Genomic DNA, 12,627 nt, shown 5'->3' with positions numbered 1-12,627 from the left:
TACTTTAGTTTATTAAATTTTTAGCTTGTCCAGACCAATCATCACGTTCTGCTCTTCCAGGGAAAGAACTTGTAATTTCGTCTAACAAGTCATATTCTTTTTTCGTCATTTTACTTACTTGCGCATAAGTAAAGATTCCAATGCTGTTAAGCACTTCTTCCATCTTAGGACCAATTCCGTTAATCTTCTTCAAATCATCTGCTGTTTGCGTTGCAGGATCAAAGCTTCCAATACCTGAAAGCAAATTATTAACTTTATCAGTATTGTTAGAGTCACTAGATTTACTTTCTACTTTTGAAGTGTCTAAAGACTTAACTGTACTTTTTCCAGATGTTCTAGCATCAGAACCAGTTCCAACTAAACTATCTCCTCTTTCTCTAATGTTTTTATAACGTTGTCCAGAAGATTTTAAAATAGTTTTAACCTCTGCTTGTGCTATTACTGGGAATGTACGAGAGTATAATAAGAATAATACAAAGAAGAATCCTATTGTACCTATAAAAATTCCAATATCTACAAACGTTGGAGAAAACATTGTCCATGAAGATGGTAAATAATCTCTGTGTAATGATGTTACAATAATTACAAAACGCTCAAACCACATACCAATGTTTACTACAATTGAAATTGCAAAAGAGAACATGATACTTGTACGTAATTTTTTAAACCACATAAACTGAGGTGAAAACACATTACATGACATCATTGCCCAATACGCCCACCAGTAAGGTCCTGTTGCTCTGTTTAAAAACGCATATTGCTCATACTCTACTCCAGAATACCAAGCTACAAATAACTCAGTAATATAAGCCACACCAACTATAGAACCAGTAATCATAATTACAATGTTCATTAGCTCAATGTGTTGTACTGTAATATAATCTTCAAGGCTACATACTTTTCTCATTATAATAAGAAGTGTATTTACCATTGCAAATCCAGAGAAAATCGCTCCAGCAACAAAGTAAGGAGGGAATATGGTTGTATGCCAACCTGGAATAACTGATGTTGCGAAGTCAAACGATACAATTGTATGTACAGAAAGTACTAATGGTGTTGCTAATCCAGCAAGTACTAAAGATACTTCTTCAAAACGTTGCCAGTCTTTTGCACGACCTGTCCACCCAAAACTTAATAGACTGTATATTTTTTTCTGAAATGGTTTGATTGCTCTATCACGTAACATTGCAAAATCAGGTAATAATCCTGTCCACCAGAATACCAATGATACAGATAAATACGTAGAAATTGCAAATACATCCCAAAGTAAAGGTGAGTTAAAGTTTACCCATAACGAACCAAACTGGTTTGGAATTGGTAATACCCAATACGCTAACCAAGGACGACCCATGTGTATAATTGGGAACAAACCTGCTTGAACAACAGAGAAAATTGTCATTGCTTCTGCAGAACGGTTAATTGCCATTCTCCATTTTTGACGGAATAATAAAAGTACTGCAGAAATTAATGTTCCTGCGTGACCAATACCAACCCACCAAACGAAGTTAGTAATATCCCAAGCCCAGTTTACTGTCTTGTTTAAACCCCAAGTACCAATTCCTGTTGAAACGGTGTAAATAATACAACCAATTCCCCAAAGAAAAGCTACAAGTGCAATTGAAAACACAATCCACCATTGTTTGTTTGCTTTACCTTCTACAGGTGCAGCAATGTCTACAGTTACATCGTGATACGATTTCTCGCCAGTAACTAAAGGTCTTCTAATAGGTGCTTCGTAATGAGACGCCATAATCCTTTTATAATTGTTTGTTAATTAATCTTTTTATGCTTCTTTCGTGTTTCTCACTTTAGTATGATACTGAACATTAGGTTTAGTACCAACACTTTCTAATAAGTGATACATACGATCATCTTCTAAAAGTTTTGCAACTTTACTATCTTTATCGTTTATATCTCCAAAAGTCATTGCACCATTGCTACATGCAGCAGAACAAGCTGTTTGGAACTCTCCATCCTCAATAGGACGTCCATCTCTTTTTGCATCAAGAATAGTTTTTTGTGTTTTTTGAATACACATAGAACATTTTTCCATTACACCACGAGATCTAACAGTCACATCTGGATTAATTACCATACGACCTAAATCGTTATTCATGTGGTAATCAAACTCATCATTTCCATTATATAAGAACCAGTTAAAACGTCTAACTTTATAAGGACAGTTGTTTGCACAATATCTTGTACCTACACATCTGTTATAAGCCATATGGTTTTGACCTTGACGACCATGTACTGTTGCAGCAACTGGACAAACCGTCTCACAAGGAGCATGATTACAGTGCTGACACATTACTGGTTGGAACGCTACTTGTGGGTTATCTGCAGGATCTTCTAACTCTCCAAATCCACCTAAAGAACCATTATCTCCAAATAAACCAGAGAATCCTTCTTTTTTAGCATCATCCTGAGCAAAAGTATCTTCAGATGAATAATATCTATCAATACGCAACCAGTGCATATCACGACTACGTCTAATTTCTTCTTTACCAACTACAGGTACATTATTTTCTGCATGACATGCAATAACACATGATCCACAACCTGTACAAGCATTTAAATCTATAGATAAGTTAAAATGATGTCCTGTTGAACGATCAAATTCATCCCATAAATCAACTTCTGGAGATGTTACTTTTACTGGCTCATGATTTAAAGATACTGTTGGAACTGCATTCCAAATTGTTCTATCTTTAGTATTAAAAACCTCTAAAGTTGTTTCCTTAATAATATCTCCACGTCCCATTAAAGTATTCTGTAACTGTACACATGCAAATTCATGCATTCCAGTTGCAGGTTCAATAGATACGTTTTGAACGTTATTAAAATTATTATATAGTGCAAACGCGTTTACACCTGTCATCATTTCTTCTTTAAGACCAGCTGTTCTACCATAACCAAATGATAAACCAACAGTTCCTTTTGCTTGACCTGGTTGGATAATTGCTGGTACTTTTATAGTTGCTCCATTAGCATTTACATTAACGTAACTTCCGTTTAATGCTCCTGTAGAATCGTTTTCATTAACAATTCCCCAAGCTTCTGCATCAGATTTAGATACCGTTAAGTAGTTATCCCAAGAGGTTCTTGAAATTGGATCAGGAAACTCTTGCAACCATGGGTTGTTAGCTTGTTGACCGTCTCCCATTCCTACTTTAGAATATAAAGTAAGTTCTACTCCTTTTCCTTTTGCTGAAGCTGCTAAAGCTCTAGCTGAATTACTTGCTGGAGTTTCATCTTGCACAATTGTTTCTGCTGAAACTATGTCTGCTGAATTTCCGCTTACAAAAACACCATCATGTAATGCTTGGTTATAAGAACCACCATTAAGGATAGACGTATTCCAAGTAGATTTGATGTAATCATTTAAAGCTACATCACTTCCATTCCACTTTAATAAAGTATCTTGAAATTGTCTTGTATCAAATAAAGGACGAATAGTTGGTTGCATTAAAGCAAAATGTCCTTTCTTGATTTCAACATCTCCCCAAGATTCTAAATAATGAGGTGCTGCTGCTATATATTGCACTACTGAAGCTGTTTCATCTTCTTTAGAAGTAAACGCTACAGATAATGTTGTGTTTTTAATTCCTTCTGCAAAATCTTTTGCGTTAGGTAAAGTATACATTGGATTAACACCACTCATAATAATAGCTCCAACTTTACCTGCTTTCATGTCAGCAATTAAAGTTTGTACAGCTTTATTATTTCCTTGACGTGTTTTAATTGGCGTCTTAGGGTCAAATGCTTTACTTCCTAATTTTTTATTTATTTCTAAAGCTACTGTTTGCGCATTTACATCTTGAATACCTGTAACTAATACACCGTTACTTCCAGCTTTAACTAATTGCGAAGCTGCTTTTTGAACTGCTGCATCTATATTTGCTGGTAAATCTGTAAATACAGAACCTCCAACAACTAAACTATGTAATTTTGCTAATGCTTGTTTTTGTTGTGTTGGTGTTAATGGTACACGTTTGTCTGCATTTGCACCAGATAATGATAAGTTAGATTCAAACTGAATATGACGCGACATTTTTCCATGAGTTGGAATACGCGTTTTTGAATATCCTGAATCAAACCCTCCACCTTGCCAATCTCCTAAGAAATTAGCTCCAAAAGATACGATAGTCATTGCTTTAGCAAAATCGTAATTTGCTAAACCACGCTCACCATACATTGCTTGATAAGCATCTAAAGCAGCAGATTCTGAAATAGCATCATAAACTACGTGGTTTACATTACCATATTTTTCTTTAAATTCTGCAACTAATTTTGACGTTGATGGACTAGCATAAGTTTGAGTTAACAATACAATCTGCTTTCCTGACTCTTTTAAACTATTTAAAGCCTGAGTCGTTTCTGCATCAAAGTCTGACCAAGAAATAGCGTTTCCGCCTTTTTTTGGACCTTGTACTCTTAAACTATCATATAAATCTAAAACTGAAGCATTTACCCTAGCATTTGCACTACCATTAGTAGTAGCTAGTGTATTATTTTCAATTTTAATTGGACGACCTTCTCGAGTCTTAACTAAAACACTTGCAAAATCAAAACCATTAGCTATAGTTGTTGCATAATAATTAGCAACTCCAGGAACAATTCTGTCTGGTTGTACTACATAAGGAATTGACTTAATTACTGGCCCTTCACATGCTGCTAAAGAAGCAGCTGCTGTACTAAAACCAACATATTTTAAGAAATCACGACGTGTTGTAGAAGAACTCTCTAATGTTTCCTTATCACCTAAGAACTCATCAGTAGGAATTTCTTGAACAAATTCGTTTTGTTTTAGCGCCTCAACAATAGAGCTATCTTTTAGCTCCTCAACACTTTTCCAGTATTTCTTGTTTGATGACATATTATATAATTGAATTTATTTCTTTAATTAATATTAATAGTGACACTTACCACATTCTAAACCTCCCATTTCAGATACTTTTATCTGGTCTAAATCTCCATATTTTTTAGACAATTGATCATGTATTTTGGTATAGTAAGCGTTATCTTTTACTTTTACATTTGTCTCTCTGTGACAGTTAATACACCATCCCATAGTTAATGGTGCGTGTTGAGACACTACTTCCATTTCTTCTATTGGACCATGACAAGTCTGACACTCTACACCTCCAACAACTACGTGTTGAGAATGATTAAAATATGCAAAATCAGGTAATTTATGTATTTGAATCCATTTTACAGGCTGTGTTTCTCCTGTATACTTCTGCTCTGCATCATCCCAACCTACAGCTTTATATAATTCTTTAATTTCTTTATTATAATTTACACCATATTCAGCTAAACCTTCTGCTTGTGTTTCTGGCGCAACTTCATATACAGATTTATGACAGTTCATACATACATTTAAAGATGGTATTCCTGCATGTTTACTAACCCTTGAAGAAGAGTGACAGTATTTACAATCTATACCATTATCTCCAGCATGAATTCTGTGAGAATAATGTATTGGTTGTACTGGCTCGTATCCTTGATTAACACCAACTTGCATAAAATATCCATAAACAAAATACGCACTAGCTAACATTAAACCAATAACAGTAACCAATACTAAAAACTGATTTTGAATAAATGCTTTCCAAATAGGTGTACGCTTTGTTGCTTGATCTAAAGCAACTCCTTTTGCATCTGCAAAACGACGCAACGTTTTATTTACTAAGAATAATGCTCCTGCTAATAAAGCAAACAACACTCCTAAAGCACCAAGGATTAATTTATTTGAAATTCCACCTTCAGATTTAGCAGTTCCTCCTCCTGTATTATCTGCAACTGCAATCACTGGAGCTAGAGCTTCTGTTGCTGTGTAAGCTAAAATGTTATCAATATCTGTATTTGTTAACGAAGGAAATGCAGACATTGCTGCTCCATTATACTCGTTAAAAATTTTGTTTGCATAAGCGTCGCCAGATTTAACCATTCCTGCGCTATTCTTAATCCATTTATACAACCATTCTCTGTCTATTCCGTCAGAATCTGCCAAACGTGCTTCTACATTACGTAAAGCAGGACCTGTCATTTTCTTGTCTAATTTATGACAAGCAATACAGTTAGCATTAAATACTGTTTTTCCAGCAACTGGGTCGCCATCTTGAGCGAAAAGTGAGGTTGAGAATGTTAGTAAAAAAATTAAGCTTAAACGAAGGTTGTTACTACTTAACTTACGGTGAATCACCTGTTTCATATTATATTATTGAATTTACTTCTAAACTTTGGTATGGTTTTTTCATTAACTGATTACAAAATACAGTTCAAAAAACGTTAGGCAAAAGTAATACTTAAAGTCGATTTTAGAAATCTTAAAGAAGTCTTAATTGCTAATTTAGAGAAATTCTAAATAATAAAATAGGTCGCTTTTAAGTTTAATACTTTTACATTTGCATTAAATACCTTAAAAAATGAGAAAAACACAATTTAAAAACCTTTATCTAACTGCCTTAATTACAATATGTTTTTCTGCTTTTAGTTATGCACAACAAGGTACTGTTGTTATAAATGAAGATCCAACAATTGCAGAATTATTAGAAATAAAAAAGACCTTAAATAAAGACGAAAAAAATAGTGATCGTTATAAAATTCAAATTTATTCTGGATCAAGAACTACAGCAGAGAGTGTTAAATCTAAATTTGATGGCTCTGTTGGAAAATGGCGTTCTCAGTTAGTTTTTGAAGCTCCTAACTACAAAATATGGGTTGGTAATTTTAGATCTAGACTTGAAGCAGATCGTGCATTAGTTGCTGTTCAAAAAAAGTTTGGTGATGCTTTTATCTTTAAGCCTAAAAAAGAGAAAGATTAGTTTACTAACTTTTATATAATAAAAAAAGCGATTCAATATATTGAATCGCTTTTTTTATGTTTAATACTAAATGTTATTTAAGTTTTTTCTTAACCTCTACTTCATGGAATGCTTCAATAACATCACCAACATTGATGTCGTTATAGTTTTTGATTTGCATACCACAATCGTATCCTTTAGAGACTTCTTTAGCATCGTCTTTAAAACGTTTAAGAGAAGCTAATTCTCCTGTATAAGTTACAACTCCATCTCTAATTAATCGGATTTGAGAGTTTCTGAATATTTTACCATTCATTACCATACAACCTGCAATTGTACCTACTTTAGATACTTTAAACATTTCTCTGATTTCTGCAGTACCAGTAACTTCTTCTTTAACCTCTGGAGATAACATACCTTCCATAGCATCTTTAAGATCGTTAATAGCATCATAGATAATTGAGTATGTTCTAATATCTACTTCTTCTCTGTCTGCAATTGTTCTTGCATTTCCAACTGGTCTTACATTAAACCCAATTATAATAGCATCTGAAGCTGTTGCTAATAAGACATCACTTTCTGTAATGGCTCCAACACCTTTATGTAGGATATTAACTTGAATTTCTTCTGTAGATAATTTCTGGAAAGAGTCTGTTAATGCTTCAACAGAACCATCCACATCTCCTTTTAATATAATATTTAATTCTTTAAACGTTCCTAATGCAATACGTCTTCCAATTTCTGCAAGCGTTAATGTTTTAGTTGTTCTTACATCTTGCTCACGTTGTAATTGTGTACGTTTAGTTGCAATTTGCTTAGCTTCACGCTCATCTGCAAAGACATTAAATTTATCTCCTGCTTGTGGTGCACCATCTAATCCTAATACTGAAACTGGAGTTGATGGTCCTGCTTCTAAAACGTCATGACCACGTTCGTCTTGCATTGCTTTTATTTTACCACTATTTTTACCTGCTAATACATAATCTCCAATACGTAAAGTTCCTGCTTGTACTAATATTGTAGACACGTAACCTCTACCTTTATCTAAAAAGGCTTCAACTACTGTTCCTATTGCTGGTTTGTTTGGATTTGCTTTAAGCTCTAATAATTCCGCTTCAAGCAATACTTTTTCTAATAATTCTTTAACACCTGTACCTACTTTAGCAGAAATATCATGAGACTGGATTTTTCCACCCCAATCTTCTACTAGTAAATTCATCTGTGCTAATCCTTCTTTAATCTTTTCTGGATTAGAGTCTGGTTTATCTATTTTATTTATTGCAAATACTATTGGTACTCCAGCTGCTTGTGCATGAGATATTGCTTCTTTAGTTTGAGGCATTATATCGTCATCTGCTGCTGCAACAATAATTGCTATATCTGTTACTTGGGCTCCACGTGCACGCATTGCTGTAAAGGCTTCGTGACCAGGAGTATCTAAGAATGCTATTTTTTGACCATTGTCTAATTGTACTCCATAAGCACCAATATGCTGCGTAATACCTCCAGACTCTCCTGCAATAACATTTTCTTTACGTATATAATCTAATAAAGATGTTTTACCATGATCCACGTGACCCATTACGGTTACAATTGGAGCACGAGTAACCAGATCTTCTGGCTTATCTTCTACTTCTTCAATAGACTCTTCAATATCTGCTGTTACAAATTCTGTTTTATAACCAAATTCTTCAGCTACAATAGCAATTGTTTCAGCATCTAAACGCTGATTCATTGTTACCATCATTCCTAAAGACATACATGCAGAAATAATCTGTGTTACAGGAACATCCATCATGGTTGCTATTTCGTTTGCAGTAACAAACTCTGTAACTTTTAAGATTTTACTTTCTGCTGCTTCTATTTGCTGATCAATCTCAGACTGTTCTCTATGCTTTTCTCTTTTATCTCTTCTATTTTTAGCACCTCTTCCTTTAGACGATTTACCTTGTAATTTTTCTAAAGTTTCACGTACTTGTCTTTTAACATCCTCTTCACTAGGTTCTGCCTTAATTACAGGAGTCCCTTTACGTCCACCAGTTCTTTTTCCTTTGAATCTATCATTACCTCTAGATGGTCCAGAATTACTTCTGTTATCTCCTGGTTTTGAAATACGACGACGCTTCTTTTTATTAGCGTTATCATCTTTTTTAGTGTCTTCTTTTTTCTTTTTCGGCTTATTAAATTGAGACAAATCAATTTTATCACCAGCAATTTTAGGACCTGAAAGTTTTGTGTATTTAGTTTTTAAAGTTTCTTCAACAGGCTCTTCAACAACCTCTGCTTCTTCTTTATCTGCTGTTTTTGCTGATACCTTTTCAGATGTTTTCTCCGTAGTTTTAATAGCTTCCTTTTTCTCTTCAGTTTTTGGAGCTGCTTTAGCTTTTGGCGTATCGTCTGCTTTTACATTTGCAGTTGTTTTTGGAGCTTTTTCAGACTTAACAGTTTCTGCTTTAGCTTCAGAAACCTTTACTTCTTTTTTTGGCGCTTTTTTATTTGAATCTAAATCTATTTTTCCAATAGTTTTAGGTCCAGAAAGTGCTTTAGAAGCTTTTATAACTTCTTCTTCCTTTTTAAGTCGAGCAGCTTTTGCAGCTTCTTCAGCTTTTTGCTTTTCTTCTAACTCCTTTTCGCGTTTAATACGCAATTCTTCCTTCTCCTTATTCTTAGCCTCATTTACTTCTTGAGATGCCATTTTTTTACTAGCATCGGTTTGAAATTCATCCGAAAGAATACTGTAAGTTTTTTCTGAAATTTTGGTAGTCGGTCGCTTTTCTATCTCGATTCCTTTAGAGTCCAAAAACTCCACAGCACGATCAAGAGAGATGTTAAGCTCACGTAATACCTTATTTAATCTAATTGTTTCAGCCATAAATTGCCTTTAACCTTTGTCCTTTTTTTTCTCAAATATATGTTAATCTTCGAATTCTTCCTTAAGAATTCTTATAACATCTAAAATTGTTTCTTCTTCTAAGTCTGTTCTTTTTACCAAATCTGCTACATCTTGCTCTAAAATACTCTTAGCTGTATCTAGACCTGCTTTACTAAATTCTGCAATAATCCAGTCTTCTATTTCATCAGAAAACTCTCTTAATTCTACATCTTCTTCCGCTCCTTCTCTTAGTACATCAATCTCATAACCTGTTAATTGACCTGCTAATCTAATATTATGACCACCTCTACCAATTGCTTTACTTACTTCTTCTGGCTTTAAGATTGCTTCAGCACGTTTGCTTTCTTCATCAATTTTAATTGATGTCACTCTTGCAGGACTTAATGCTCTTGTTATATAAAGTTGTAAGTTATTTGTGTAATTAATTACATCTATGTTTTCGTTACCTAACTCACGCACTATACCATGTATTCTAGATCCTTTCATACCAACACATGCTCCAACTGGATCAATTCTGTCATCATAAGAATCTACAGCTACTTTTGCTTTTTCACCTGGAATCCTAACAACATTTTTAATGGTAATTAAACCGTCAAAAACTTCTGGTATTTCTGCTTCAAATAATTTTTCTAAAAACTTAGGAGATGTTCTAGACATTATAATTGTTGGCTTATTTCCCTTAAGATCAACACTGTCTATAATTCCTCTTACATTATCTCCTTTTCTAAAAAAGTCTGAAGGTATTTGCTTGTCCTTTGGTAAAATTAACTCATTTCCTTCATCATCTAATAAAATAACTGCTCTGTGACGTATATGATGTACTTCTGCAGTATATAATTCTCCTTCAAGTTCTTTAAACTGTTTGACAACATTAGTGTTATCATGCTCATGTATTTTAGAAATCAAATTTTGACGCAACGCTAATATAGCACGACGACCTAAATCTATTAATTTTACTTCTTCAGATACATCTTCACCAACTTCAAAATCTGGTTCAATTTTTTGTGCTTCTGTTAAAGAAATTTCTTGATTTGGCTCTTCCACTTCTCCATCTGCAACAACTATACGATTTCTCCAAATCTCTAAATCTCCTTTATCTGGATTAATAATAATATCAAAATTATCATCATCTCCAAACTTTTTCTTCAATGCATTTCTAAATACATCTTCCAAAATAGCCATTAAGGTGACACGATCGATTAATTTGTCGTCTTTGAACTCTGAAAAAGATTCAATTAACGCTATATTTTCCATAACTCTATTTGAATTAAAATTTTATTATAACTTTTGCCTCTACAACATCTTTGTAGGCAATACTTTCTTTTTTATTTACAGTAACTTTTCCTTTACCAATTGGTTTAGGCTCTCTTGCTTTCCACTCTAAAGTAAACACATCATCGTTTACATTTGTTAAATCACCCTCTATTGTTTGTGTTGCAGTTTTTACTTCTAGCTTTCTTCCTAAATGCTTAGGATATTGTCTTGCTAATGTTAAAGGAGCTGTAGCTCCAGCAGACATTACTTCTAGTGCAAAATCATGTTCGTCTCTATCAATGTTATGCTCTATTGCACGACTAACAAATATACAATCCTCTACTTTTACGCCATTATCACCATCAATAATTATTTTGATAGCATTATCGTTAGATGCAGTAAAATCTATTAAAAATAGATCTTGTCTTTCTGCTAACGCGTCTTCTAATAAGTCTTTTATTATCTGTATAAACATTTTAAAGTATAAAAAGAGGGGACTTCATGTCCCCTCAATTTTCGTTTTTCTCTTACAACGCAGCAAATATACACATTTTTATTGATTTTCATAACTTTTTAAAAGTCATTTTTTATTACTAACTTTATAATAAGTTCTTTATTAACTAACTACAGTCTTCTATGAAAAAATTACTTGTACCAACGGACTTCTCTAAAGAAGCAGAAAACGCTGTTAAAGTGGCTGCCCAATTAGCTAAAAAACATGATTGTGAAATCATATTACTTCATATGCTTGAATTGCCTTTACATCAATTAAACTCTGGTGGAGCGACACCTACCGACTTACCAGAAGCTGTATATTTTATGAAACTGGCTCATAAAGAATTTGAAACTATATTAAATAAAGATTACTTACAAGGTCTAACTGTTCATGAAACTGTAGATTTTAACGAAATCTCTACTGGAATTCTTGAAACTTGCAAAAAACAAGATATTGATTTAATTATAATGGGATCTCATGGAGCTGAAGGTTTAAAGGAATTGTTTATAGGATCTACTACAGAAAAAATTGTTAGAACCTCTAACACACCTGTTTTAGTAATTAAAAATGAACACGAGCATTTTGATATTAAAGAATTTGTTTTTGCTTCAGATTTTAAAAATGATAATAAAGAAACTTACGTTCAAGCGGTAAAGTTAGCTGAATTATTTGGCGCTAAAATTCATCTTTTAAACGTCAATACACCAAGCAATTTTACAACAACTGCTACTTCAAAAGTTAGAATGTTAGAATTTATTGAAAATAATGCCTTTAATAACTACACTATTAACATCTATAATGATGAAACTGTAGAAAAAGGCGTTTTAAATTTTTCAAGAATTGTCGATGCAGATTTAATTGGAATTAGCACTCACGGAAGACAAGGTATTGCGCATTTTTTTAACGGAAGCATAAGTGAGGATTTAGTTAATCATGCTAACAGACCAGTAATTACCTTTAAAATATAAGCTTACCTTAAATTATAAAATAAAAAAGCTTCCTATAAAAGGAAGCTTTTTTGTTGGCCCACTAGGTCTCGAACCTAGACTCTTCAGTACCAAAAACTGACGTGTTACCAGTTACACCATAGGCCAATATTTGTAACAGGATGCAAATTTAAAACAAATATTTATTTGAGCAAACATTTTTTTAATAAAATATGATTAAAAACTTAA

8 protein-coding genes and 1 tRNA gene are annotated in these 12,627 nt (G+C 33.4%); 2 read left to right on the top strand and 7 right to left on the bottom strand.

The features are described from left to right. Window positions 1-4: 4 nt before the first annotated feature. From nrfD to SJY17_RS06655, 3 genes are read right to left on the bottom strand one after another with little or no spacing between them, the layout of a single operon-like run. The gene (gene nrfD / locus SJY17_RS06665; RefSeq protein WP_397364720.1) at window positions 5-1,750 is read right to left on the bottom strand and encodes an NrfD/PsrC family molybdoenzyme membrane anchor subunit; all 1,746 of its coding nucleotides are present in this window, start codon (window positions 1,748-1,750) and stop codon (window positions 5-7) included. Window positions 1,751-1,783: 33 nt separating this feature from the next. Continuing rightward, window positions 1,784-4,879: a TAT-variant-translocated molybdopterin oxidoreductase gene (locus SJY17_RS06660; RefSeq protein WP_397364719.1), complete on the bottom strand. Its 3,096-nt coding sequence runs from the start codon at window positions 4,877-4,879 to the stop codon at window positions 1,784-1,786. Window positions 4,880-4,912: 33 nt separating this feature from the next. Then, window positions 4,913-6,217, bottom strand: coding sequence for a c-type cytochrome (locus SJY17_RS06655; protein WP_397364718.1), 1,305 nt, complete (start codon window positions 6,215-6,217; stop codon window positions 4,913-4,915). Window positions 6,218-6,431: 214 nt separating this feature from the next. On the opposite strand from SJY17_RS06655, the gene SJY17_RS06650 reads away from it, so the two are divergent. Next, window positions 6,432-6,830, top strand: coding sequence for an SPOR domain-containing protein (locus SJY17_RS06650; protein ID WP_397364717.1), 399 nt, complete (start codon window positions 6,432-6,434; stop codon window positions 6,828-6,830). Between the two features lie 73 nt (window positions 6,831-6,903). On the opposite strand, the gene infB is transcribed toward SJY17_RS06650, so the two are convergent. Genes infB through rimP form a run of 3 tightly spaced genes read right to left on the bottom strand, consistent with a single transcriptional unit; the run spans window position 6,904 to window position 11,431 of the window. Next, the gene (gene infB / locus SJY17_RS06645; protein WP_397364715.1) at window positions 6,904-9,681 is read right to left on the bottom strand and encodes a translation initiation factor IF-2; all 2,778 of its coding nucleotides are present in this window, start codon (window positions 9,679-9,681) and stop codon (window positions 6,904-6,906) included. 42 nt (window positions 9,682-9,723) lie between these two features. After that, window positions 9,724-10,956, bottom strand: a complete 1,233-nt coding sequence (gene nusA / locus SJY17_RS06640; protein ID WP_397364714.1) for a transcription termination factor NusA — start codon at window positions 10,954-10,956, stop codon at window positions 9,724-9,726. Between the two features lie 13 nt (window positions 10,957-10,969). Beyond that, a complete protein-coding gene (rimP, locus tag SJY17_RS06635; protein ID WP_397364713.1) occupies window positions 10,970-11,431 on the bottom strand; it encodes a ribosome assembly cofactor RimP in 462 nt (153 codons plus the stop codon). A 161-nt stretch (window positions 11,432-11,592) separates the two neighbouring features. Here rimP and SJY17_RS06630 point away from each other — a divergent pair, with 161 nt between their 5' ends. Next, on the top strand, window positions 11,593-12,420 hold the full coding sequence (locus SJY17_RS06630; protein ID WP_397364712.1) for a universal stress protein: 828 nt from the start codon (window positions 11,593-11,595) through the stop codon (window positions 12,418-12,420). Window positions 12,421-12,473: 53 nt separating this feature from the next. Here SJY17_RS06630 and SJY17_RS06625 read toward each other — a convergent pair. Further along, a tRNA-Gln gene (locus SJY17_RS06625) sits at window positions 12,474-12,546 on the bottom strand. Window positions 12,547-12,627: the final 81 nt, after the last annotated feature.

Source organism: Olleya sp. R77988, from assembly GCF_044594215.1.
Classification (GTDB): Bacteria; Bacteroidota; Bacteroidia; order Flavobacteriales; family Flavobacteriaceae; genus Olleya.
Note: the sequence above shows the minus strand (reverse complement) of the source record. Positions and strands in the feature narration are given on the sequence as shown.

Coding starts and splice junctions, on each gene's coding strand:
- SJY17_RS06660 (WP_397364719.1), bottom strand. CDS start 4,879: ATGTCATCAAACAAGAAATACTGGAAAAGTGTTGAGGAGCTAAAAGAT.
- infB (WP_397364715.1), bottom strand. CDS start 9,681: ATGGCTGAAACAATTAGATTAAATAAGGTATTACGTGAGCTTAACATC.
- SJY17_RS06650 (WP_397364717.1), top strand. CDS start 6,432: ATGAGAAAAACACAATTTAAAAACCTTTATCTAACTGCCTTAATTACA.
- SJY17_RS06630 (WP_397364712.1), top strand. CDS start 11,593: ATGAAAAAATTACTTGTACCAACGGACTTCTCTAAAGAAGCAGAAAAC.
- SJY17_RS06655 (WP_397364718.1), bottom strand. CDS start 6,217: ATGAAACAGGTGATTCACCGTAAGTTAAGTAGTAACAACCTTCGTTTA.
- nusA (WP_397364714.1), bottom strand. CDS start 10,956: ATGGAAAATATAGCGTTAATTGAATCTTTTTCAGAGTTCAAAGACGAC.
- rimP (WP_397364713.1), bottom strand. CDS start 11,431: ATGTTTATACAGATAATAAAAGACTTATTAGAAGACGCGTTAGCAGAA.
- nrfD (WP_397364720.1), bottom strand. CDS start 1,750: ATGGCGTCTCATTACGAAGCACCTATTAGAAGACCTTTAGTTACTGGC.